The following is a 23411-nucleotide window of genomic DNA, read 5'->3' on the forward strand; positions in this document are numbered from 1 at the left end:
CCCATGCCAACGATGCGAGAGTTGATGTTGTCCGGGCAGCCCTACCGGGCCGACGACCCGGAACTGGTGGAGCTGCGTATCCGCGCCCGACGAATCGCCCAGCGCTATGCCCAGCTTGATCCGGCGGACGACGCCGGCAAGACAGCGCTGCTGAGCGACCTGTTTCAGGCCGACGCGAGCCAGATCAAGATCGAGCCTCCTTTCAGCTTCGATTACGGCTGCCACACACACTTTGCGGGCGAGGCGTATTTTAATTTCGGCGCTGTCGTGCTGGACGTCGCGCCAGTGCGGATCGGCCACCGCTTTCAAGCCGCGCCTGGTGTGCAGATCCTCACCGCCACCCACCCACTTGATCCAGTCGAGCGCGCCAGCGGGTGGGAGAGCGGCCAGCCGATCACGATAGGCGACGACGTGTGGCTGGGCGGTGGTGTGATCGTGCTGCCGGGGGTGACGATTGGGCATCGCGTGGTCGTCGGCGCCGGTGCGGTCGTGACCAAAGACGTGCCCGACGATGTAGTCGTGGCAGGCAATCCGGCTCGGGTCATTCGCCGGTTGCGGTAACTTTCGTGTCAACTCCCAACCTGCGGGCGATCTTTTGTGCGGTGTTCAGGCGGGCTGCCGTCAGGTCCGCACTTGCGTCGCGGGCGGCTTGGAGAATTGATGCAGGCGCACGCTCCGGGGTCCCGCAATCAAAAGGCGGCTCCGGTTCGTATTGCATCCGCAGTTGAACTTGCTGAGCGACCGCCTCGCCCCGCAGCAGTGCAGCCAGGCGGAGAGCCCCGTCGATCCCCGCCGTAACGCCTCCAGCAAAGATCCACTTGCCGTCAGTAACGACGCGGTCACGCACTGGTACGGCGCCGAAATAAGGCAACAGGTCGATTGCCGTCCAATGCGTCGTCGCGCGTTTGCCAACCAGCAACCCAGCCGCGCCGCACAAAAGCGCACCTGTACAGACGGAAAGGATGTGGCGCGCCGCCCGGGTATGGCGACGGATGAAATCCAGCGTCTCATCGTCTTCCATCAGCGCTTCCTGCCCCGGCCCACCGGGAATGAGCAGCACATCGACCTCTGGCATCGCTGCCAGCGTGGTGGTCGGGCAGATACCCAGTCCGCGATAGTCGCATACCGGCTCCAGCGTCTTGGCGGCCAAATGGAGCGATACGTTGGGGAGAGACGCCAGGACCTCGTAGGGCCCGGTCAAGTCGATCTGGTCGAGCCTCGGGAAAAGCAATATCCCGATCTGGAGGGGTTCGAAGTCCTGCGCCGTCATGGGCTTGATCCTGCAAAGCTCTTTGCTGCGGGTCAACTGCCGCCGCGCCTCTACGCTTGCCATCGGGGCGCGGGTATTTGAGGGTGTGGGTTTGCACAGCATGGATTGGCGGCGATACCTCAACTACATCCGGGAGCAGCGTGGGCGGCTCCTGATCGCGATTCCTTCGGGCGCGCTGGCCGGTGCCTTCAGCGGTTTCGGCGTCCCGTTCTTTATCCAGAAGGTCTTTAGTCGGCTGCTGGGCGAGGAAGGCCGCGACGTGGGCCTTTGGGTCGTCGTGGGCGTGGCCGCGCTGCTGCCGCTGGCGTTCCTCGGGCGTGCGGTGTTCATGTATCTGAGCACCGTCTATTCGTCGAAGGCGGCGGAGTCGCTGCTGCGCCACTTGCGGCATGATCTCTTTGCCAAGCTGCAGACGCTGCCCCTCGCGTTCTATGAGCGCCATCAAGTCGGCGACCTGATTGCGCGGGTGCTGGGCGATGCGCAAGTGATCCAGGGCACCATCCGCAATGTTTCCAAGGACTTGTTTGTCCAGCCCTTTGTCGCGATCGGTGCGTTGAGTTACCTCGTGTATCTCTCAATCACCCAAGCGGATGTAATCTTTCTACTTCTGTTGCTGCTGTCGATGCCGGTCATGCTGCTGCCGGTCAGCTTTGTCAGCAAGCATGTGAAACGACTGAGCCGGAAGAACCAAGCCGCGATGGGCCGCTTTACCTCGATCCTCGCCGAAAACATGCGCGCCCTGATGGAGGTGCGGACCTTCAATCTGGAGCAGCGCGAGCAGCAGCGTTTCGATGCGCAACTGGAGGAAAACGAGAAGCTGGCGGTGAGAACCGACCAGTATTACGGCCTCCACCAGCCTTCGCTGGAGATGATCGGCTCGTTTGTGATCGCGGCTGCGTTCGTCTACTCCCAGCGGGTAGCGCTCGGCATCGAGATCTTCATCGCGCTGGCCGTGGCCCTCTACTTTACGGGCGACCCCATCCGCAAGCTCTTCAATGTTTGGGCCAACTTGCAGCGGAGCCGCGGCGCGCTGGAGCGCATCGAGCAGCTCTTCTCCGAGCCCGAGGTGATCAGCGATGCACCTGACGCCGCGCCCTTGTCCACGGCAACCGGGCGGGTGCGCTACGACAACGTCAGCTTTCACTACAACGTGGAGGATACCACAGTGGCGGCGGCACTCGACGCGGTATCGGTCGACATCCAGCCCGGCACCGTCTGTGCGCTGGTCGGCCCAAGCGGCGCGGGCAAAAGCACTTTCGCCAAGCTGCTGATGCGCCTCTATGACCCGACTTCGGGTACGATCCTGCTCGACGAAACGGGCCTGCGCCTGGTCAAGCGCTCCGATGTGCGCCGTCAGATCGCGGTCGTGCCGCAGTCCCCCTTCCTCTTCGATGGCACTGTCGCCGACAACCTGCGGATCGGCAAGGCCGACGCCACTCGTGAAGAGATGGAAGCAGCCGCCCGCGCTGCCTACGCGCACGAGTTTATCGAGCGTTTGCCGCAGGGCTACGACACGCCGGTGGGCGAAGATGCCACGCGCCTCTCCGGTGGACAGCGTCAGCGCCTCGCCCTTGCCCGCGCTTTCCTCAAAAACGCGCCGATCCTGGTGCTCGACGAGGCCACCTCTGCCCTCGACGCAGAGAGTGAGCAGAAAATCCAGCAGGCGCTTGAGCAGCACGTCTCCGGCAAGACGGTGTTCATCATCGCGCACCGCTTCAGCACCATCCGCCTGGCCGACCGCATCCTGCTCTTCGAACACGGCCGCATAGTAGGCGACGGCACCTTCGACGAACTGCTCTCCCACCCGCTCTTCCGTAGCCTCTACGAGAACCAGCGGGCTTGATTTCCATACGGAGCGTTGACACTGATGCCCCTCCCCCTCGAATCACCACCCAAGCGGATCCTGATCATCCGGCTGAGCGCGATTGGCGACGTCATCATGGCGTCGAGCGTATTGCCGGCGTTGCGGCGGCAGTGGCCGCAGGCGGAAATCCATTGGCTGACCGAAGAGTTGGGGGCCGAGCTTTTGCAGGACCACCCGCACCTCAAGCGCGTGTGGGTCTGGCCGCGCCGACAGTGGAAAAAGTGGGGCAAGGAGCGCAAGTATGTGACGCTGGTCCGCGAGACCGCACGCTGGCGGCGCGAACTGCGGGAAGCCGGCTTTGATCTGGTGCTCGACTTGCAGGGGCTCCTGAAGAGCGCCGCCTTTGCCTGGCTCACGGGCGCAAAGGAGCGGATCGGGCTGCGGTCGCGTGAAGGTTCGCACCGCCTGATGACGGCGGTGGTGCCTGACAACCCGAACGAACCGGGACCATTTTGCCGCGAGTACCGCCAGATGGTCGCCGCCTTGGGCATCGACCCGGACTGGTCGCAGGTAGACCTCTATGCAACGCCCGAAGCGCGGGCACAGGCCGCGCAGGTGCTGGCCTCGGCCGAGCCGGGCGCGCCGATCCTGCTCTTCCCTTTTACTACACGGCCGCAAAAGCACTGGTTTGCCGACCGCTGGGCGGAGCTGGCGCATTGGCTGGCGCAGGAATTCAACCGCCCGATCTGGATCCTCGGCGGGCCGTTCGATGTCGAAGCCGCGCAGGCCATCGCCGCCGCGTCCAACAGCCCTCTAGTGCACGTCCGCGCGGGCTGGGAAACGAACCTACAGGAGAAGATCGCGCTCGTCTCGCAGGCGGGCTTGGCGATTGGCGTCGATACGGGCCTGACGCACCTCGCGGTGGGCCTCCGGGTGCCGACCGTCGTGCTGTTTGGCTCGACCGTGGGCTACTTGCGCACCGATCCCGGCCCCGGGACCGTGCTCTACGATCACCTCGACTGCTCGCCTTGCCGCCGCCACCCCACCTGCAACGATCGCTTTGACTGCATGCGCGCGTTCACGGTGCTGCGCGTGGCCGAAGCGGCCAAGGGGCTGTGGGACCAGCAGCCGGTCGAAGCCTAACCGCCCAATACCTCGCGATACAGCGCGTGGTTACGCTCGACGGTCGTTTCGATGGAAAATTCGGACACGGCCAGGTCGCGGCCTTGCTGGCCGAGGCGCTGGCGCAGCTCCGCGTCCGCCAATAGGCGTTGGAGGGTGCGGTGCCAAATCGGCAGGTCGTCGGGATCGAGCAGGTAGCCGTTGACGTCGTCGTGAATGATCTCGGGGATGCCGCCTGCCTTGCCCGCCACGACCGGCACCGCACAAGCCGAAGCTTGCAGCAGCGAAACGCCCAGGCCCTCCAGGTCTGCCGGGTGGACAACAAGGTCGAGGCCGGGCACGAGCGCGGGCAGATCGCCGCGGAAGCCGGGCAGAATGATGTGGCGCTGCAGCTCCAGGCGCTCGATCTCACTTTGCACAGTTTCGAATTCGGGGCCTTGCCCGAAGAGGATGAAATAGACGTTGGGGAACTCGCGGATCAAGTCGCGCGCGATGGCGAGCAGGCGGTGGTGGCCCTTGCGGCGGATGAACTGTGCGATCATGCCCACATAAAGGCCGTCGGCGGGCAGGCGGAAGAGGCGCTGCAGGCACTCGCGGGCCGGCTCGCGCTGCGGGCGGTATTGATAGACGTCGACGCCACTGCGGATCGTGCGGAGTTTGGGAGGCGGCACCCCCTCTTCGCGCAAGACCTGCGTAATGCGCTCAGAGATGCCGACCACGGCGGCGGCCTTGCCATAGCGCAGCTTTACCAGCCAGCGCGGCTCGGGGTTGTCGACCCGGCGGGTGATGATGTGAGGCACGCCGGCACTGCGCGCGGCCAGTGGCCCCCACAGATCGGCGCCCCGGCGCGAATGCACGTGCACGAGGTCGGGCTGCCAGTCGCGGATCACCTGACGCAGGCGGCCATACATGCGGGCATCGACTTCACCCGACCACGCGGCACCGTCAACCCGGGCGCCCGCGACGACCACTTCGGCAGAGAGTGGGCTGCGGGCATCGGACAGCAGCATATTTTCCACACCCAGCCTCTGCAGTCCACGGATCAGGTAGGCCACCTGGAGGGCGCCGCCGTAGAGGTGCTTGCCGGTTTCAACGTGCAGGATGCGCATGGCCAAAGCAGAAGCATTGCAAGGCGGGAAGGCAACGCCGTAAGCGGTTCAATTCAACCTGATATAGCTTACCCGGCATTCCGGTGGGGTTTGAGGCCTATGAATGCCGGATCTTTTAGCCTAACGCCAAGGAATGAGAACCATCGAAGCTTGCCAACCCCAGCGATTTTGCGTATAAGCGACGTTATACCAAACACTTCGAATCACGTTCTCAATGGATAGCAAGACTCTCGCGATTATCTCGTACATCACTATCATCGGTTGGGTTGCCGCCCTCGTGCTCGACAAGGAAAAGGATCCGCTGGTGCGCTTCCACCTCCGCCAGTCGCTGGCCCTGATCATCCTGGGCTTTATCTGCGCCTTTATTCCGTTTTTGAACCTCATTCTCTGGATCGTACCCTTCGTCTTCTGGATCATGGGCTTGATCTCGGCCATTCAAGGCCAGCAAAAGCCGCTCCCACTGATCGGTGAGCCGGCCCAGAAGTGGTTTGCGAACCTCTAGGCATACGACAGATCGCTTTGACAAGCCTCGGGTAAAACCGAGGCTTTTTTGTGCAAAAGACATTTGACCCGATAAGTATGAATTAATAATTATTGGCAAACACTACCCCTTGATTACCCCTATGAAGTTTGCCCCCTTATCGTGGTGTGCCTTGATCGCCGCCCTGCCCTGCCTCGTACATGCCAACCTCGAATTGCGCCAGCAGGTGGCAGATGCCGTCGGCCATGCCTCAGAGCGCTGGGACTCTGTCGTACGCACTCGGTTGACCACCCAAGAGACGTTCGTCGCCTACACTAATGAGGCGGGCGTCTGGCGCACCCAGAGCGACAGCGTCTGGACGAGCGGCTTTGCGCCCGGCGCGTTCTGGTACCTCTGGAGCCTGACGGACAACCCGACCTGGGCCGATCGCGCGGCGCGTTGGGATGCGGGCGTGCGCTCTCGCGCCACCGCGACCGACAACGACACGGGATTCCAGATCTACTGCGCCTTCGGCACGGCGCTGCTCGTCAATGGGGACGTAGACGAGTCTGATTATACCTCCGTCATCGTACAAGGGGCCCAAACCTTGGCCAACCAGCGCTGGAACCCGACCATCGGGGCCTTTCGCGCCTGGCCTGCGGAAGCGAACAACCCCACCGCCACACCTTTTGAGGTGAACATCGACATGATGATGAACATGGAGATCATGCTCTGGGCGGCAGAAAACGGGGGCAACCCGCTGTGGGCCGACGCCGCGATCTCCCATGCCGATATGAGCTGGACCGATCTCGTGCGCGACGATCATAGCACCTTTCATGTGGTAGACTATAACCTCGACGGCACCGTCGACTCCAAGCGCACGCACCAAGGCTGGACGCGCGATTCGACCTGGACGCGTGGGCAGGCCTGGGCCGTCTACGGCTACACGATGCTCTATCGCTACACCGAGCTGCCGCGCATGCTGGAGCGGGCGGAGCAGACCTTCGACTACTACTTGGAACAGACGGCGCTACAGAGCGACGACTATGTGCCTTACAGTGACTTCGATGCACCGATCGACAGCCGCAACCCCCGTGATTCTTCCGCCTCGGCCATCGTGGCCTCCGCTGCGCTCGAGCTCTACATGATCACGGGTGAGGCCAAGTATCGCACCGCAGCGGAAAACATCCTCAACACGCTGACGCAGCCGCCTTACCTGACCAAGGGCACCAGCTACGAATCGGCCATGGCACTGGGCTCCGAAAAGTGGGGCGAAGGCGAAGTCGGCACCATGACGGGCGACTATTACCTGATCGAAGCCCTTTGGCGCTACACCAACTGGATCCCGCAGGACGAGCTTGAAGCCTGGCGTGGCTACGACGTGCTGGAAGGCTATTGGAGCCCCACCGGCGACTTTCTACGCCTGCTCTATATCCTCAATGATCCGTGGGTCTACAGCCCTCGCGTCAAAAACTGGATCTATCTGCCAGAAGAGAACATGCACGATGAAGGGGCCTGGATCTACCTGCCCCGGCCTTAATCCGGCAGTTCCACATGCTCGGCGAGCTTGCGACGCAGCTCGTCGAGCAGCGCGGGCTCCATTGGCTGATAAATATCTTCGATGAAGAGGCAGACGATGCGCTTGCCGCTCGCGGCCGCCCGGTGGTCGCGCAAGATGCGGTCCTTGTGATTCTTCTCCATCACGAAGATCACGTCGGCCCAACCTAAATCGCCCGCCGTCAGCTTGACCCGGGCATGGCGGGCGACGCCGCGCGAACGTACCTGATAGCGCTGAGAGGCGGCAAACATCCGCTCGGCCGTGACGCTGCGGATGCGGTTTTGCGCGCAGACGAAGAGCAGCTTCTCCGGTTCGGGCACGTGGTTACTCTTCGCGTTTCGGCTCCGCCATCAGTTGGCCGAGGCGCAGCAGATTGCCGCGCTTGGCTGCCTTGAGCAGGCGCAGGAAGATTTGGGCGGTCAGGAAGGCGTCACCCGGTGCCGTGTGGCGGTCGTGCGCCTTGAGGCCGAAGCGGCGACACAGCCCGTCGAGCGAGTAGTCATGCGATTCGTCGTCCTCGAATATGCCCAGGTCGGCCAGCAGCAGGGTCAGGTTCATGGTGTCGACCCAGAGGTTGCGCAGCTCGAAATCGAAGTGCTTGCGGCAGGCGACGTTGAGCATCTCGATGTCGTGCGCAATGTGGTGCCCCACGATGATCCCGTCGCCCAGGTAGCGGAGAAACTCAGCGAGGGCTTCGGGCTCGGGCATGCCTTCCTCTGCAGCTTCCTCCCGCGTGATGCCGTGAATCATGACCGAAGCGCTATTGTAGGCGACGGGCAGGATCACCTCAAAGGCATCGTCGAGGCGGATTTCGAAGTCGAACACCACCACGGCGCCGATGGAAATGATACTGTCGCGCTGGGCGTTGAGGCCGGTCGACTCGGTGTCGAGCACGACAAAGCGGACGTTTTCCCAGCCAAGGTGGCGTTCCCACGTCCAGTCGAATCGTTGCTGATAGGCTTTACGGATAGCGGTGGGGTCGATCATGACTTCAGCTTGAGCCCGTAGCGGTTGGCGGTGAATTCGAGGGTATCGAGGATGGTGCGGAAGGCGGTCTTCAGCAGCTCGCGGGTCTCGCGGTCGAGCGAAGCAGGGCGGATGACGGCCCCATCGGTGCCAGCTGCGAGGCCACGGCTGACGCGCGCATAGTGCGAGACGAGGAAGGCTTCGGAGGCTTCGTTGAGCTGGCGCTGCGCCTCCGGATCGTCGGGGAAGAGGATGTCGGCCACCATCTGGAAGCGGCGGTAAGTGGCATTGCTCTCGACATGGCCGGCCTCGAGTGCGAGCACGCGGGCCGTGTCGACCAGCGGCAGCAGTGCGTGGGCCTTGATCTCCAGCTCTTCGCGGATCGTGCCGCGCTCGTCCACCGCGTAGCCTTGGAAGATCGTGCGCGGGGGCTGGTGCAGGAGGCTGTCGCTCGCCATGTGGTAGATGAAGCCCGGATTGTCACGCAGGTTGCGGATCATGCTCTCGCGCAGGGCCTTGGCCAATGAGCAGCCTTGCACGAGCGGGCGGAAGTCGAAGGCGTCGCGCGCGTTGAAGACGTTTTGCTCCACCGGGTGCGCAATCATCGCGGCAAAGCGGGCCTGCATCGCGCTGAGCGGCTGGCACCACTCCGGTCGGTCGGCCAGCACGCCTTGCGGGCTCTCGCGAAAGCCGCACTGGCGCAGGCCATCGCTCACGCGTCGGGCCAGCTCGCGGTAAAACGCGCGCACTTCGGTCGCCCGCTCCGGGGGTGGATCTTCGTAGATCAACGCATGGTAGACGGCCGAGCGGATCAGAAGTTCGTCGCGCCCGCCGCTGCCCATCATGAGCCACGAATAGCGCTCGGCCGGCTTCTCGTAGCCCTCGGCCTTCATCTGCTGGAGGCAGAGCTTGACGAGGCGGCGGTTGAGCCGGCGGTTGAGCACCCCCGTCATCTCCAGCAGCCAGGGGAAGGCCATGCGGTCTTCCATGAACTCGAGGATGAGCGCCTCCAGGCGGTCGCGCATCGCGCGGAGCGTCAATACGTCGGGCGAAGTGTCGATCGCCTGCCCCAGCACCGTGGGGAAACGGCCATATTGCAGGAAGAGGTTGCGCTCGGTGATGAGGCCAATCACGGGTGCCTGCAGCGTGCCGTCTTGCGTCACCACCAGGTAGGGATGGCCCGACTGGGTGAGCTTGATCAGGATCTGCCCGGTGTTGTCGCGCGGGCTGCAAGCGACCAGACGTCGTCGCATCACCGTGTGGGCAGGCGCGTCGGGGTTGCACTCGCCATGGGCCAGGCGGTCGCGAAGGTCTGCGTCGCTGATGCCGCCCATCGCGTGGCCAGCCGCGTCCACGATCACCACGCACTCAAGGTGGTTGCGGCGCAGGAGCTTCGCGATCTGGCGCACCGGCGTCTCCGGCGGCACCGTGCAGAGCATCGCCTGTGCAGTCTGCTGCGAGCGCTCGACCTCGAACAGCCCGCCTTTGCGTAGGGTAACCGTAGCCAAAGGCCCCACGCTGGTCATGCGGACGTTCCCGGCAGTGGCGGCCTGGGTAACCCACGGCGGGTTGGTGCCCGAGCTGCCGCTCGTAATCGGCAAGGGGTTGAGCGTAAAGTAGATCGCGAGGTAGCGGCGGGCTTGGGAGGAACGCTCGCACAAGCGTGAAAACTCCTCGCGCGGCAGGCCGTACAGGATCGTCTCGGCCTCGCTGTAACCCGTGTGCACGTAGTGGATCTCGCCACTGAGCCCCATCAGCCCCAGCAGGTCGCCTTCGCCCCGCAAGTCGACCAGCTCCTTGTCGTGCTGTTCGTCCACAATGCGGACGCGGCCCTGCTTGATCACGTAGATATAACGGTCGCGCGGTTGGCCATGGAGGAAAACGATTTCTCCTGCTTCGTGGAACTTGACCCGCCCTTGGGCCGCCAGCGCGGCCAGGGCATCTTCCGGCAGATACTCGAAGGGCGGATAGTTCTTCAGGAAATCCGCGATACGCTGCGCAATACTGGCGGCTTTCATGGAATACCGACAGGCTGAAGGCGCTGGGCACCAGTAGCAAGGGCAATCGAAGCGCGTAAGGCCGCCACCACACTTTATCATAAAAATGTGACAGAGTTTCACATCCTTCGCCGACTCTTAACCTGAAAAACCACATTTGGCACTTGCAACGACCCCAATGTAGACCAACTGGTATGTCTACCTCTAATATCATGGCTACTCAACCGCTACTGCAACCACTTCAACTCGGGGCGCTGGCCTTGCCGAATCGCGTCGTGATGGCGCCGCTGACACGCATGCGCGCTACACCGGAGGGCAATGTGCCCCGGCCGATTAACGCTGCCTATTACCGCCAACGCGCTTCCGCAGGCCTCATCATTTCCGAAGCTTCGCCCATTAACGCCTACGGCCATGGCTATGCGCTGACTCCGGGCATCCATACCGACGAACAGGAAGCGGGCTGGAAGCAAGTGGTGGAAGCCGTGCACGAGGCTGGCGGACGCATCTTCCTTCAGCTGTGGCATGTGGGGCGCCTGTCGCACCCCGATCTGCTGCCGGGCAACAGCTTGCCCGTGGCGCCTTCTGCCCTGCCCGGCCTGGGCGAATCGCCGACTCTGGAGGGCATGAAGGCTCGCCCCACCCCACGCGCACTCACGACCGAGGAGGTCGAGCAGACGATCATCGACTTCCGCCACGCCGCCGAACGGGCGAAGCGAGCAGGCTTTGACGGCGTGGAAATCCACGGTGCCAACGGCTACCTGCTCGAGCAGTTCCTCAGCGACAGCTCCAACCATCGCGATGATCGCTACGGTGGCTCGCTCGAAAATCGCGCGCGTTTCCTCCTGCAGGTGACTGAGCAGGTCGTCGATGTATGGGGCAGCGACCGGGTGGGTATCCGCCTCTCGCCCGACAATACCCACGGCAATATCGCCACCACCAACCGCTTTGAAACCTACCGCTACGTGCTGGAAGAGCTGCAACGCTTCAATCTCGCGTATGTACATCTCGTGGAGCCGCGCGTCGATGGGAGTCAGGATGTTGAGCGGGAATCGGACCTCTATGCACGTAACTTCCGCCCGTTTGTGGTCGGCCAGACGCGTCTGATTGCGGCCGGCGGTTTTACCCGTGAAAGCGGCAATGCAATCATTGCCAATGGCGAAGCCGACGCCGTGGCCTACGGGCGACTCTATATTGCCAATCCCGATCTGCCGGAACGCTTTGCGGCGGATGGCGAGCTGAATCCTTACGACCGGGACACCTTCTATGGGGGCGATGAGAAAGGCTACCTCGATTACCCATTCATGGAGCGGTCAGCCTTGGATCACGAATGAAGAAGCCTTCAAATCGCGACACGTTATTCTACAGCAAGCTAGGGGTTTACGAACGGTAAAATCCGCTGAAACTTTCAGGTGACAGCCTCAGATGAGGCTTGCCCGAGCCCGCAGCACCCGCCATAAAAATGGTTATAGTTTTGCCCTCGGTTACACCTGTCCTGTTTACGATAGAGCCCCAGTTGCGACTGGGGCTTCTTCGTAGCTAAATGGATCGAAGGCCTTGGGCAGAAAAAAACGCGAGGCAGCCTTCGCTTGTCCTCGCGTTGCAAATCCAGAACCGTAAACGGCTTACACTGTCACCAGCTCGCCCTCGCGCACATCGAACCGGATTGTCTGCCCCGGCTGGATTTGGCCACCGATGATGGCCCGCGCCAGGCGATTCTCCAACTGCTTTTGCAGGAAGCGACGCAGCGGGCGCGCCCCGTAGACGGGGTCATAACCGCGCTCGGCGGCCCAGTCGATGGCTTCGGGCGTCAGCTCCACCTTCAGCTCCTGCTCGGCCAGGCGGCGGTTGAGGTTGTCGAGCAGCAGGTGCACGATGGTATGGATCTGTTCCAGGCCCAGCGGCTTGAAGAGCACGGTGTCGTCGAGTCGGTTGAGGAACTCCGGGCGGAAGGCGCGCCGCAGCTCGGCGAGCACGCTTTCGCGGATCGACTCCGGGATTTCGTCACCCGCCACGCCCTCGGTCAGGAAACGGCTGCCAATGTTGCTCGTCAGGATGATGACGGTGTTCTTGAAGTCGACCGTGCGCCCCTGGCTGTCGGTAATGCGGCCATCGTCCATGATCTGGAGGAGCGTGTTGAAAACGTCCGGGTGCGCCTTTTCGATCTCGTCAAAGAGCACGACACTGTAGGGCTTGCGGCGCACGGCTTCGGTCAGTTGGCCGCCCTCGTCGTAACCGACGTAGCCGGGAGGCGCACCGATCAGCCGCGAGACGCTGTGCTTTTCCATGTATTCGCTCATGTCGAGGCGCACGATGGCGTCTTCGCTGTCGAAGAGGGTGGCGGCGAGCGTCTTGGCCAGCTCCGTCTTGCCAACCCCCGTGGGGCCGAGGAAGAGGAACGAGCCGATGGGCCGGCGCGGGTCCTTGATGCCTGCGCGCGCGCGCAGGATAGCTTCGGAGACGGCCGTGACGGCTTCGTCCTGCCCTACCACGCGTTCATGGAGGATGTCTTCGAGGCGCAGCAGCTTGTCCTTCTCGCCTTCGAGCAGGCGGGTGACGGGGATGCCCGTCCAGCGGCTGACGATCTCGCCGATTTCCTCGTCGGTGACTTCTTCCTTGAAGAGGCTGTGCGTCTTCTGCTCCACCTCCGCGTTCGCCGCCTTCAGCTTGGCCTCGAGGTCCGGCAAGCGACCGTGGCGGATCATCGCGACCTTGTTGAGGTCGTAGTTCCGCTCGGCCTGAGCCATTTCGAGCTTCAGCTGGTCGATCTGCTCACGCAGTTGCTGGGCTTTGTTGACGGTTTCCTTCTCCGCCTCCCACTGGGCACGCAGGGCCTGATAGCGTTCGCGCACATCGGCCAGCTCGCGGCGCAGCTCTTCCAGCCGGTGTTGCGAAGCGGCGTCCTTCTCCTTGGTCAGCGCGGCCTCTTCGATCTCCAGCTGGAGGGTGCGGCGCTGCAACTCGTCGAGCTCCTGCGGCATCGAGTCCATCTCGGTGCGGATCATGGCTGCAGCCTCGTCCACGAGGTCGATCGCCTTGTCCGGCAGGAAACGGTCGTTGATGTAGCGGTGGCTGAGCGTGGCGGCATTGACGAGCGCGTTGTCGGTGATGCGCACGCCATGGTGCAGCTCGAAGCGCTCACGCAGGCCCCGCAGGATCGAGATGGTGTCCTCGACCGTGGGCTGGTCGACCTGCACCGTCTGGAAGCGGCGTTCGAGCGCGGCGTCTTTCTCGATGTACTTGCGGTATTCGTCGAGCGTCGTCGCGCCGATACAGTGCAGCTCGCCCCGCGCCAGCATGGGCTTGAGCAGGTTGCCGGCGTCCATCGCACCATCCGTCCGCCCTGCGCCCACGATCGTGTGCAGCTCGTCGATGAAGAGCAGTACGCGCCCTTCCGACTGCTTCACTTCGTTGAGCACGGCCTTGAGGCGTTCTTCGAATTCGCCGCGGAACTTGGCACCCGCGATCAGGCCGCCCAGGTCGAGCGAGACCACCGTCTTGTCCTTCAGCCCCTCGGGCACGTCTCCGCGCACGATGCGTTGGGCAAGGCCTTCGACGATGGCCGTCTTGCCGACGCCGGGCTCGCCGATGAGCACCGGGTTGTTCTTCGTCTTGCGTGAAAGGATGCGGATGACGCGCCGGATTTCGGCATCCCGCCCGATTACCGGGTCGAGCTTGCCGGACCTCGCCATGGCGACAAGGTCTTGCCCGTATTTCTCCAGGGCCTGATAGGTGGCCTCCGGATTCTGCGACGTCACCCGCTGGTTCCCCCGAACCCTCTTGAGGGCCTCCCGCACACGGTCGGCCGACAAGTCAAAGCTGTTGAAAAATTTGCGCAGCGCGGCATGCTTCTCCGTCTCCAGCAGCCCTAGGAAGAGGTGCTCGACGGAGATGTATTCGTCCTTCATGCGCTTGGCCTCCGCCTGCGCCTTGCTTAGCGCGTCGTTAAGTGCCTCGGTTACATAAAGGCGACCGGCTTCGGTGGTCCCGCTGACCGCCGGCAGGCGATCGAGTTCGCGGGTCAGGGCAAGCTCGAAGGCGGCAGGCTGCAGGTCCAGCTTTTGCAGTAGCGCGGGCACGGTGCCCTGCTCCTGCGTCACCAAAGCCGCCAACAGGTGCCAGCCGTCGATCTGCTGGTGCTGGCGTTGTTGGGCCTGTTGCTGTGCGGCAAACACTGCTTTCTGGGCCCGCTCGGTAAACTGGTTCAAATCGAGGTTCATTTGCAGCTTCAACTGCATAGCACGGGCCGGGAGGCAGATAAGTCGTAATATTTTCCTTAGTCACCGATCATCAAGCACATGTGAGGCATAAAACCAGATGCGCCCACCGCTGTGCGCGAACAAACGAGCAGATTGCTCGGCACAAGTGAGCCAAAATGGCGCAGCCCTTTCTCAAGCTGGCGTCAGATGCCCGTTAGCCTCTCTCGACTTGGCACAATTCACCACTCACCGCCAAGTCCTCGCCGTTCGCTGAGAGCGATGGTATCAAAAATGCAGAGGCGCCGGTATACTATGCGAATGTCTCTGGATCTCGATGTGCGCCTCGCCGCGCGGCAAATCCCCGAAAACGCCAAGCCTGCGATGTATCAGCGGTGGGTGTCGATCCTGTTTGCGCACTGGGCAATCGAGCCGGAAGAAATCCAGCGCACCCTCCCGTCGGGATTGCAAGTCGACACCTACGACAGTAAGGCCTGGTTGGCACTCGTCCCCTTTTTCATGCGCGACGTGCAGCCGACCTGGGCGCCTGCGGTACCCGTGATCTCCAACTTCCTGGAGCTGAACGTGCGTACCTATGTGATCGACGCTGAAGGCAAGCCCGCCGTCTGGTTTTACTCGCTGGACTGCAACCAACGCCTCGCGGTGCTGCTGGGGCGGCAATTTTTCCACCTGCCCTATGAAGTCTCCCGCATAAAAGCCAACGAGCCAAAACGTGCAGGCGACTGGATCGACTACCAGTGCCAGCGCCGGGGAGCGCCACACGAGGCCCGCTACCGCTATCGCGGCTTGCCAGTCGAGCCCGTAGAAGCGCGCCCGGGATCCCTCGAGTTTTTCCTGCTGGAGCGTTACTACCTCATCAGCGAACACGAGGGGCGCTTTTACCGAGGTCAGGTGGCGCATGAGCCTTACCGTTTTCGCCCGGCTGAGCTGGAACGCTGGGATTTGACGCCCTTAGCGCAGGCGAGAGTGCCCGCCCCCGTGCGTCCGCCCGACCACGTTTGCTACATCGACGACGTGCGCGTAAAAGCCTACAAGGTCGAACCGGTGCGGGGCTAAAGAGGCCCTACCCGACCCGCACGCCACTGGTGCGCAGGGTGCCGCGGGTGACGCCAAGCTGGCTGACGAGGTTGAGTTCGCGCCAGAGCGTTTCGCCGTCGATCTCGCCGCTGAGCAGGCGCTCGTAGCGCTGCACCGTATCGCGGATCACGCTCGGGCTCTCGTCGATAAACTCCACGCGAAAGCGGCGGACGCCCAGCTTGAGCAGATGCGGCACAAATTCGGCCCCCGTCTGCGTGCGGGCGTTGTAGAGCGTATTGCGGCAACCGGCATCGGCCCGCAGCAGGTGCTCGGCCCCGGTCCGGTCGCGCAGGTGCACGCGCTTCTTCTCGCACGGGCGGCCACAGTCGCGGTAGTCCTTGCCGCTGGAGAGGAAGGTACAGAACACACAGTGCTCCATGTGGAAGAGCGGCATGTGCTGGTGAATCGTCACCTCAAACCATTCCGGCGGCGCGCTCTCCAGCAAGGCCGTCAGCTGCCCCACGTTGAGGTCGTAACTGGCGGTGAGCGATTCCAGATGGAAGCGCTCGCGCAGGTAATCGGCGGTAAGCGCATTGGAGACGTTGAGCGAAAAGTCGCCCCGTACTCGGTAATCGCCCGGCAACGCGCGCAAGTGCTCGTGGTTCCGCGCGAGGAACCCGTCGGGCTCGGCACTGCGGCAGATGCGCATCACGTAGTCTTCGCCCATCTTGTACATGCGCGGCGGCATCACCCACAGGCGGACTTCGCGGCCCGTCTGCTCGCGGTAGGCGCGCACGGCGGCCATGGCATCGCGGAAACGCTTGGGGTCTTCGAACTCGGCGTAGATATCGCGGTGGACAAGCGGCAGCGCGGCATGGAGCTGCCCCAGATCGCGCACCACCAGCACCAGCTCGGGCGTCACCGAGCCCTGCGGCTCACGCGCGAAGGAAAGCGTAGGCGTCACCTCCTCATCGCGGACCTCCCAGCGCGGCGGCTGCGCCCGCACTTCCAGCAGGCGATCGACCACCGCGCGGCGGAGGCGGTTCAGCTCGCTTACCGGCAGGATCAGGCCCGGCTCCAACTGGTTGTCGACGCTGCTTTGGGTAAAGGGGCTGTCTCCGAGGCGACCAAGCTGTTTCTCCAGTCGCTCCTGGTCGAGCGGCTGCTTTTGCGCCACTTCCAGCGGCAGGGCCGAGCTTTCGCGCACGACGTTGCCCCGCTCGTCGCGTCCTTCGAGCGACAACGGGCCTCCCGCATGGCCAAACACCGTCCAGCGAATCGGACGCCGGTGGTTGGGCTGCTCGGTCTCAAAGCTCTGGCGCAGACGTTTGTCGAGCGAAGGGTCGCTCGTCTTCCACACTTTGGCCCCGGGCTCGACCAGGCTCCAATCGAGGTGCTGGCCCTGGAACGAAAGCCACGTCACCCCGCCCTTTTGCTCCACCGCTTGCACGCGGGCACCGGTTTCGCCCTCTTCCGAGCGGCCCAGATCGAAAACCACGCCATCTTGGGGTTGCACGTGTGCCAGCCCTTGCACGGCCACGCGCTGGCCGCGCACCTCGCGCACTTCGCCGAGGAAAAAGCCGCGCTTCTTCGCAAATCGGGCGTGCACGAGTTGCTGATTGTCGATCCCGCTCAGCCAGCCGGTATAAAGACCACGCGAAAAGGCCATCTCCAGTTCGTAACGTTCCTCTGGGGTGGTCGTATCGGCCGACTTTTGCTCCCCGAGCGCCGCTACCGCACGGTCCACCGCCTGCCGATAAACGCGGGTGATGCTGGCGACGTATTCCGGACGCTTGAGGCGCCCTTCGATCTTGAGGGACGCCACCCCAGCCTTGATCAGGCCCGGGATCACGTCCACACCCGCCAGGTCTTGGGGACTCAGGAGATACTTCCGGTCTCCCAGGTCCTGCAGCTCGCCGTCGGAGACCAGCTCGTAAGGCAGGCGGCAGGCCTGTGCGCATTCGCCGCGGTTGGCTGAACGCCCGCCGAGGGCTTCGGATGTCAGGCATTGGCCGGAGTAGGCCACACAGAGCGCGCCATGCACGAACACTTCCAAAGGCACGGAAGTCTCACGACCTTTGAGGGCCTCTTGCATCTTTTCGATTTCCGCAATCGAACACTCCCGCGCCACCACCACGACCGACGCGCCCAGCTCTTTCGCAAACTCGACGCCCGCATCGCTCGTCACGCTCATCTGCGTGCTGGCGTGGATCGGGAAATCGGGCGAGATTCGGCGAATCAGGCGGCACACGCCCACATCTTGCACGATGGCGGCATCCACTCCCGCCGCGATGGCCGAGCGCAGGAAATCTTCCGCCTCCGCCACCTCGTCGGCAAAGACGAGCGTGTTGAAGGTCAAATAGCCCTTGACACCCCGGCGGTGCAGGTAGGCCATCAGTTCCGGCAGATCGGCCTCGGTAAAGTTGTCGGCCCGCATCCGTGCGTTGAAGCGGTTGAGGCCAAAGAAGATCGCGTCGGCCCCGTTTTCGACCGCCGCCCGGGCACAGTCCCAGTTGCCTGCAGGGGCCAGCACTTCGGGCACGCGCACAGGAGTCTCTACAGGTGAAGGGCTGATGGATAACGACATGGGCTCGACAAAAACACGAAAGGCAACGGAGAAAACGAAAGCCGATAATGGTGAGCGAGACTTCGTTTGCTGCGTTGCCTTATTTGCTGGCTGCCGCGTGGCGGCAAAATGGCGCTCCCATAGGGACTCGAACCCCAACTTAGGCCTCCGGAGGGCCGCGTGCTATCCATTACACCATGGGAGCGAAAGAATTTGGAAGTGTGGGCGAGCCACTGCTCCGAGTCAAGACACCAAATGCAGCCTTCCATCATTTGAGAGGAAGCGCATCCAGAGCGGTGGATGTCATCACGCGAAGGCTGCGCAACGATGCGCACCAACGCCCGATTGTGGTCAACCTGAAACCAGTTACCCTGCAAACAACCCCGTCACTTCGGCGTCTCATCCTTCCTACCCCAACCCGTTCTTCATGAAAGCTCCTTTACCCCACCAGAGCATTCGTCTCGCCTCCCTTTTTCTATGTTCCACCCTCTCCCAGCTCAGCGCAGCAGTCCCCGCCTTTCCCGAGGCAGAGGGCTATGGTGCCATGACCACCGGCGGTCGAGGCGGTGCGGTGTATGAGGTGACCAACCTCAACGATAGCGGCGCTGGCAGTTTGCGCGCAGCGGTCGAAGCCTCCGGTGCACGCACCATCGTCTTCCGCGTCTCCGGCACGATCCCCCTGCAGTCGAACCTGCGCATCCGCAACGACAACATCACCATCGCCGGGCAGACGGCGCCGGGCGACGGCATCACGCTCGCCAATTACACCCTGCAGATCAGCGCCGACAACGTGATCGTGCGCTTCATCCGCGTGCGGGTGGGCGATCAGGGGAGCGCAGACGGCGCGGATGGGCGCGATGCCGTATTTTGCCGCGACGTAGAGCAGGTGATGATCGACCATTGCTCCTTTTCGTGGTCGATCGACGAATGCGCCAGCCTCTACCGCAACCGCAACACCACGATGCAGTGGTGCGTGATCGCGGAGAGCCTCAACCGCTCGCTGCACAGCAAGGATGCGCACGGCTACGGCGGCATCTGGGGCGGCCAGGGGGCCACGTTTCACCACAACCTGCTCGCCCACCATGCCAGCCGCAACCCGCGCTTTAACGGCAATGCCGCCCTCACCGGCGAGGCCGCCGTGGACCAGGTCGACATGCGCGCAAATGTGATCTACAACTGGGGCGGCAACAGCAGCTATGGCGGCGAACCTACGTCGGACGGCTTCCTGAGTTCGTTCAACATGGTCAACAACTACTTCAAGCCAGGGCCCGCCACCTCCAGCGACAAGGCCGACCGCATCACTTACCCCGACGACGCGCCCAACGGCAGCCTGATCTACAGCCGCTATCACATCGCGGGCAACATCACCGAGGGTACCCCCGAGACGACCGCCGACAACTGGCGAGGGGTCGATGGCTTGAGCGACGAGCTGAAGGCGGGGATCCGCGAAGACGAGCCGTTTGCCTCCCCGCCCTTGACTCAACAACCGGCAGAGGTCGCCTACGCTTATGTGCTGCAATATGGCGGTGCGATGGTGCCGAAGCGGGATGCCATCGACGAGCGGGTGTTGAACGAAGTCGCCACCGGCACGGCCACCTACGGCAACAACGGCATTATCGACTCACAGAGCGAAGTGGGCGGTTTTCCGGAGCTGACCTCGCTGCCGCCCCCCGACGACAGCGACCACGACGGCATGCCCGACGCCTGGGAGCTCGCCTACGGTCTCGATCCGAACAACGCGGCCGACCGTAATGGCGACCTTGATGGCAACGGCTACACGGCCCTGGAAGACTACCTGAACAGCCTCGTAGTCCATGCCTTCCCGGCACGCTCATTCGAGGCATTGGTCGGCAATGGCGAAGTCTCCCTCGAGTGGAGCAATTATCCGAACGACTGCCGCCTGGAAGCCTCGACCAACGGAACGCTCTGGCAGGCCCAGGACGGCGTGGAGGCGGGCTCGCACGGCGCAGCCACGGCAACCGTCGAGAGTAGCAGCCCCCGCTACTTCCGCGTGGTCCAACCTTTTGTGAGTAATCATTCAGCAGCAGTGGAGTAAGTAATACAGGCAACTCACGCAGTGTGAGAGTAGTAAAAAACGCCGCACGATCTGGGGATCGTGCGGCGTTGATTTTTTGAAAAAGCTGGCAGGCGGCTCGGCTTACGGCTTGATCACGACCGAGCTGCGTTGCGCCCCCTGCCCGATCACGGCGGCTTCCCTGGCTCCTTCGAGCTTGCTGGCCTTGATCTCCACATCGCTCGGCTCGGAGCCTTCGAGGCGCACAAAAGCGGCGGTGCCTGGCGTGGCCGTGGCGTTGCGGATCGTCACATCGGTCGCGTGGTCGAGGATAAAAGCGGCGCCCTCCGAGGGGTTGATCTCGACATTCTCGAAGGTCACATCGGTCACGTTACGGAGGAACGCGCCCTTTTGGGAGCGGATCCGGATGTTCTCAAAAGTAACGTCTTCGATCAGGGAATCCTTCATGCCCACAATCTTGATGGCTTCGGGCGCGCCGTCGCCTTCGATGTTGCGGATATGGATGTTGCGGAAGACAGGCGGGTGCGGGTTGGTGATCGCGCTCTTGTCGGCCGAATAATCCATGTTGAGGATCACGACTTCGTATTGCATGTCCTTGACCTTCAGGTTCTCGGCCCAGACGTTTTCGACCACCCCGCCACGGTCGGCGCGGGACTTGAGACGCACGGCACGGTCGGTCCCTTCAAATTCGCATTCGTACATGTAGACGTTGCGCACGTCGCCCGACATTTCGCTGCCGATGACGAGGCCGCCGTGCCCGCGTTTGGACGAGCACCAGCGCATGACCACGTTTTCGGTCGGCTTGCCCACACGCCAACCGTCCTGGTTGTAGCCCGACTTGAGGACCACGCAGTCGTCCCCGGTGTCGAACACGCAGTGCTCGATCAGCACGTTGCGGCAGGAGTCGGGGTCGATGCCGTCGTTATTGGGCCCGTCGGTCAGCACCTGCACGCGGCGGATGATGATGTTCTCGGAGTAGATTGGGTGGATCGTCCAGTTGGGGCCGCTGCCGATCGTAAACCCTTCCATCAACACGTTGCGGCAGTTGAGAAACACGACAAAGCTGGGGCGCACGGCATCTTCCGGCGTGCCAAAGATACGTTCCTCCACGGGAATACCCTGCGCACCGGATTGGAAGACGCGGGAGGACTCCTTTTTCTTCCAGCCCCACCAGGCTTCGGCGTTGCCGTTGAGCTTGCCCGGCCCGGTGATGCCGACGTTTTCGCAGTCGCGGGCGTAGACGAGCGGCGAGTAGTTGTAGATCTCGATGCCGCCAACGCGCTGCAGCACCACGGGCAAGTAATCTTCGTAGCGGTCGCTGAAGATGACTTCTGCGCCTTCAGCAAGGTGCAGCTCGATGTTGCTCTTGAAGTGGATGGGGCCTGTCAGCCATTTGCCGGCAGGGACCACCACGCGACCGCCACCTGCCTCCGCACATGCGGCAATGGCCTTGGCGATAGCTTCGGTGTTCTTGATCTTGCCCCCTTCCTTGGCCCCGTAGTCGCGGATATTGACGACGTGGGACCCGAAGTCCGGACGTTGCAGCTCGGGCATGCTAAAGGGGGCCTTGATCGGCGCGATGGGATCACCGCCCCAGAGCCGCCCGTCTTGGGTGTAAGAGGGGGTGGAAACGGCGGTGACGAGGTGCACGAGGGTGGCGCAAAATACGCCGAGGAGAGGAAGACGTAGGGGTAACATGGGAAGGCTAGGCGATGGTAAAGTATTGGAAATGCGCGTGACCGGCCGGGCGACGTTCGTTGCTGGCGGCAAAGAGCCCCACCTTGGCACCGACCCAACGGCTTTCGCGAGCCTGGAATTTTGGCCCGATGGGCTGGTAAACGGTGCCGTCGATGCTCCAGGCAAAGCGGCAGGCCCCACCCTTCGCGACCACGACTTGCAGGTGGCAGACCTCCGCTGGGGCCGGCATTTCGATCTCTTCGCGCTCCGGGCTTCCGCTTTCAGCCTCATGGCAGAGGCGCATGACCAGCTTCAGCCCCTCGCTGGCCTGCACGAGGCCGGCCCAGGCATAGTCGTAGCCGAAGACGATCAGGCCAGCCTGATCGCCCGTGCTCACGGCCTGCAGGTCCAGCACCGTCCGGGCGGTAAAGGCCGGGGCGGGGAATTTTTGCAGGAGCAACTGCGGGGCTTGCCAGAGGCTGGGCTCCAGCTGCGGCACACACGCCAAACGTAGGCCCGTGCTACCGCCCGGTAAGCTGGCCCAGCTGCGTTGCGGGTTGGCCTGCCATTGCCATTGCCGCCCCAACTGGCCAGAGCTGAAGTCGTCGGAAGTGGGCGGCACGGCCACCTTTTGCGCGGGCAGGGCGGGCTTGGGGTGGATCAAGACAGGCACGCCGCAGGTGGCAATATCGTCCGCCTCCCCCATCACCGGCCAGCCGTCTTCGCGCCAGCGCATGGGCTGGAGGTGCACAATGCGGCCATAAGGTTGCAGCTCCTGAAAGTGGAAAAACCAGTGCTCGCCTTCGGGCGTATCCACCCACGCCCCTTGGTGCGGGCCATTGACCGGTGTCTCGCCCTGTTCCAGCACCATGCGGGCTTCGTAGGGGCCGTGAGGGTTCCGAGACCGGAAAACCGCCTGATAGCCAGTCGCCACGCCACCAGCCGGGGCGAAGACCCAGTACCAGCCGCCGTGCTGGTAGAGCTTGGGGCCTTCGAGCGTGTCCCAGCCCTCCATCTGGTTGGCGTCGATGATGACTTTGCCGTCGTCGAGCAGGCCGCTGCCGTCGGGCGCCATCTCGTGCAGCGTCAGCATGTTGTTGATACCCGAGCGGCTGCGCGCCCAGGCGTGCACGAGCCAGGCACGCCCGTCTTCGGCCCAAAGGGGGCATGGGTCGATCAGACCGCGACCGCCCTTGAGTAGATGCGGGGCCGACCAGGGGCCGCGTGCGTCGGTCGCGGTGACGACGAAGATGCCGTAATCGGGGTCGGGATAGAAGATCCAGAACTTGCCCGCATGGTGACGGATCGCCGGGGCCCAGACCCCGCAGCCGGGCTGGTGGCGTTCATAGGCCTCCGCCGGGGTCAGGCGGGGCAGCGCGTGGGTTACGAGCTCCCAGTTGACCATGTCTCGGGAGTGCAGGATCGGCAGGCCGGGAAGGTGGCAAAAGCTGGAGGCCGTCATCCAGTAGTCCTGCCCCACGCGGATGACATCGGGGTCGGAGTAATCAGCGTAAAGGACCGGGTTTTGATAGGTGCCATCGCCGAGGTCGGGTATCCAGGGGCCGGTCGCCTGATGGGCTGTTTCGGTGGCGCGGGTCAGACTCATGTGAAAGGGG

General features: G+C 63.2%; 17 protein-coding genes and 1 tRNA gene. 8 read left to right on the forward strand and 10 right to left on the reverse strand.

All coding sequences use genetic code 11. The features are described from left to right. Nucleotides 1-3 precede the first annotated feature (3 nt). The gene (locus Q7P63_17965) at nt 4-561 is read left to right on the forward strand and encodes a sugar O-acetyltransferase (GenBank protein ID MDP0501984.1); all 558 of its coding nucleotides are present in this window, start codon (nt 4-6) and stop codon (nt 559-561) included. On the opposite strand, the gene Q7P63_17970 is transcribed toward Q7P63_17965, so the two are convergent. Further along, nucleotides 542-1270, reverse strand: coding sequence for a DJ-1/PfpI family protein (locus tag Q7P63_17970; GenBank protein MDP0501985.1), 729 nt, complete (start codon nt 1268-1270; stop codon nt 542-544). The genes Q7P63_17965 and Q7P63_17970 overlap by 20 nt on opposite strands. Nucleotides 1271-1370: 100 nt before the next feature. On the opposite strand from Q7P63_17970, the gene Q7P63_17975 reads away from it, so the two are divergent. Beyond that, complete coding sequence (locus Q7P63_17975; GenBank protein MDP0501986.1) at nt 1371-3113, forward strand: ABC transporter ATP-binding protein; 1743 nt, start codon at nt 1371-1373, stop codon at nt 3111-3113. Between the two features lie 24 nt (nt 3114-3137). Further along, the gene (locus Q7P63_17980; protein ID MDP0501987.1) at nt 3138-4217 is read left to right on the forward strand and encodes a glycosyltransferase family 9 protein; all 1080 of its coding nucleotides are present in this window, start codon (nt 3138-3140) and stop codon (nt 4215-4217) included. Here Q7P63_17980 and Q7P63_17985 read toward each other — a convergent pair. Continuing rightward, nucleotides 4214-5305 carry a glycosyltransferase gene (locus Q7P63_17985; protein ID MDP0501988.1) on the reverse strand — a complete coding sequence of 364 codons (1092 nt, stop codon included), beginning with the start codon at nt 5303-5305 and terminating at the stop codon, nt 4214-4216. The genes Q7P63_17980 and Q7P63_17985 overlap by 4 nt on opposite strands. Before the next feature lie 214 nt (nt 5306-5519). Here Q7P63_17985 and Q7P63_17990 point away from each other — a divergent pair, with 214 nt between their 5' ends. Beyond that, nucleotides 5520-5807, forward strand: coding sequence for a hypothetical protein (locus tag Q7P63_17990; protein MDP0501989.1), 288 nt, complete (start codon nt 5520-5522; stop codon nt 5805-5807). A gap of 121 nt (nt 5808-5928) precedes the next feature. Further along, on the forward strand, nt 5929-7305 hold the full coding sequence (locus tag Q7P63_17995; protein MDP0501990.1) for a glycoside hydrolase family 88 protein: 1377 nt from the start codon (nt 5929-5931) through the stop codon (nt 7303-7305). Here Q7P63_17995 and Q7P63_18000 read toward each other — a convergent pair. From Q7P63_18000 to Q7P63_18010, 3 genes are read right to left on the reverse strand one after another with little or no spacing between them, the layout of a single operon-like run. Further along, complete coding sequence (locus Q7P63_18000; GenBank protein MDP0501991.1) at nt 7302-7643, reverse strand: protein tyrosine phosphatase; 342 nt, start codon at nt 7641-7643, stop codon at nt 7302-7304. The two genes, Q7P63_17995 and Q7P63_18000, sit on opposite strands and share 4 nt — an antisense overlap. A 4-nt stretch (nt 7644-7647) precedes the next feature. After that, nucleotides 7648-8310, reverse strand: coding sequence for a 3'-5' exonuclease (locus tag Q7P63_18005; protein MDP0501992.1), 663 nt, complete (start codon nt 8308-8310; stop codon nt 7648-7650). After that, nucleotides 8307-10307 carry a DUF294 nucleotidyltransferase-like domain-containing protein gene (locus tag Q7P63_18010; protein MDP0501993.1) on the reverse strand — a complete coding sequence of 667 codons (2001 nt, stop codon included), beginning with the start codon at nt 10305-10307 and terminating at the stop codon, nt 8307-8309. The genes Q7P63_18005 and Q7P63_18010 overlap by 4 nt, the downstream gene beginning before the upstream one ends. Nucleotides 10308-10498: 191 nt before the next feature. Here Q7P63_18010 and Q7P63_18015 point away from each other — a divergent pair, with 191 nt between their 5' ends. Beyond that, nucleotides 10499-11617: an alkene reductase gene (locus Q7P63_18015; protein ID MDP0501994.1), complete on the forward strand. Its 1119-nt coding sequence runs from the start codon at nt 10499-10501 to the stop codon at nt 11615-11617. Nucleotides 11618-11908: 291 nt separating this feature from the next. Here the strand turns inward: Q7P63_18015 and clpB are convergent, their stop codons facing one another. Beyond that, on the reverse strand, nt 11909-14521 hold the full coding sequence (gene clpB / locus Q7P63_18020) for an ATP-dependent chaperone ClpB (GenBank protein ID MDP0501995.1): 2613 nt from the start codon (nt 14519-14521) through the stop codon (nt 11909-11911). A gap of 279 nt (nt 14522-14800) precedes the next feature. On the opposite strand from clpB, the gene Q7P63_18025 reads away from it, so the two are divergent. Further along, the gene (locus Q7P63_18025; GenBank protein MDP0501996.1) at nt 14801-15556 is read left to right on the forward strand and encodes a DUF2071 domain-containing protein; all 756 of its coding nucleotides are present in this window, start codon (nt 14801-14803) and stop codon (nt 15554-15556) included. Nucleotides 15557-15563: 7 nt separating this feature from the next. Here the strand turns inward: Q7P63_18025 and Q7P63_18030 are convergent, their stop codons facing one another. Further along, a complete protein-coding gene (locus Q7P63_18030; protein ID MDP0501997.1) occupies nt 15564-18104 on the reverse strand; it encodes a U32 family peptidase in 2541 nt (846 codons plus the stop codon). A 109-nt stretch (nt 18105-18213) separates the two neighbouring features. Next, nucleotides 18214-18288, reverse strand: a tRNA-Arg gene (locus tag Q7P63_18035). 222 nt (nt 18289-18510) lie between these two features. On the opposite strand from Q7P63_18035, the gene Q7P63_18040 reads away from it, so the two are divergent. Continuing rightward, nucleotides 18511-20139: a pectate lyase gene (locus Q7P63_18040; protein MDP0501998.1), complete on the forward strand. Its 1629-nt coding sequence runs from the start codon at nt 18511-18513 to the stop codon at nt 20137-20139. Nucleotides 20140-20241: 102 nt separating this feature from the next. On the opposite strand, the gene Q7P63_18045 is transcribed toward Q7P63_18040, so the two are convergent. Both Q7P63_18045 and Q7P63_18050 read right to left on the reverse strand, forming a co-directional pair. Then, nucleotides 20242-21816, reverse strand: coding sequence for a glycoside hydrolase family 28 protein (locus tag Q7P63_18045; GenBank protein ID MDP0501999.1), 1575 nt, complete (start codon nt 21814-21816; stop codon nt 20242-20244). 7 nt (nt 21817-21823) lie between these two features. Further along, complete coding sequence (locus Q7P63_18050; protein ID MDP0502000.1) at nt 21824-23401, reverse strand: glycoside hydrolase 43 family protein; 1578 nt, start codon at nt 23399-23401, stop codon at nt 21824-21826. Nucleotides 23402-23411: the final 10 nt, after the last annotated feature.

It is taken from the genome of Verrucomicrobiota bacterium JB022 (assembly GCA_030673845.1).
Classification (GTDB): Bacteria; Verrucomicrobiota; Verrucomicrobiia; order Opitutales; family Oceanipulchritudinaceae; genus WOUP01.

Bases quoted from the DNA above. Each gene is read 5' to 3' on its own strand.
- Q7P63_17965 (MDP0501984.1), top strand. From the start codon at position 4: ATGCCAACGATGCGAGAGTTGATGTTGTCCGGGCAGCCCTACCGGGCC.
- Q7P63_17970 (MDP0501985.1), bottom strand. From the start codon at position 1,270: ATGACGGCGCAGGACTTCGAACCCCTCCAGATCGGGATATTGCTTTTC.
- Q7P63_17975 (MDP0501986.1), top strand. From the start codon at position 1,371: ATGGATTGGCGGCGATACCTCAACTACATCCGGGAGCAGCGTGGGCGG.
- Q7P63_17980 (MDP0501987.1), top strand. From the start codon at position 3,138: ATGCCCCTCCCCCTCGAATCACCACCCAAGCGGATCCTGATCATCCGG.
- Q7P63_17985 (MDP0501988.1), bottom strand. From the start codon at position 5,305: ATGCGCATCCTGCACGTTGAAACCGGCAAGCACCTCTACGGCGGCGCC.
- Q7P63_17990 (MDP0501989.1), top strand. From the start codon at position 5,520: ATGGATAGCAAGACTCTCGCGATTATCTCGTACATCACTATCATCGGT.
- Q7P63_17995 (MDP0501990.1), top strand. From the start codon at position 5,929: ATGAAGTTTGCCCCCTTATCGTGGTGTGCCTTGATCGCCGCCCTGCCC.
- Q7P63_18005 (MDP0501992.1), bottom strand. From the start codon at position 8,310: ATGATCGACCCCACCGCTATCCGTAAAGCCTATCAGCAACGATTCGAC.
- Q7P63_18010 (MDP0501993.1), bottom strand. From the start codon at position 10,307: ATGAAAGCCGCCAGTATTGCGCAGCGTATCGCGGATTTCCTGAAGAAC.
- Q7P63_18015 (MDP0501994.1), top strand. From the start codon at position 10,499: ATGGCTACTCAACCGCTACTGCAACCACTTCAACTCGGGGCGCTGGCC.
- clpB (MDP0501995.1), bottom strand. From the start codon at position 14,521: ATGCAGTTGAAGCTGCAAATGAACCTCGATTTGAACCAGTTTACCGAG.
- Q7P63_18025 (MDP0501996.1), top strand. From the start codon at position 14,801: ATGTCTCTGGATCTCGATGTGCGCCTCGCCGCGCGGCAAATCCCCGAA.
- Q7P63_18030 (MDP0501997.1), bottom strand. From the start codon at position 18,104: ATGTCGTTATCCATCAGCCCTTCACCTGTAGAGACTCCTGTGCGCGTG.
- Q7P63_18040 (MDP0501998.1), top strand. From the start codon at position 18,511: ATGAAAGCTCCTTTACCCCACCAGAGCATTCGTCTCGCCTCCCTTTTT.
- Q7P63_18045 (MDP0501999.1), bottom strand. From the start codon at position 21,816: ATGTTACCCCTACGTCTTCCTCTCCTCGGCGTATTTTGCGCCACCCTC.
- Q7P63_18050 (MDP0502000.1), bottom strand. From the start codon at position 23,401: ATGAGTCTGACCCGCGCCACCGAAACAGCCCATCAGGCGACCGGCCCC.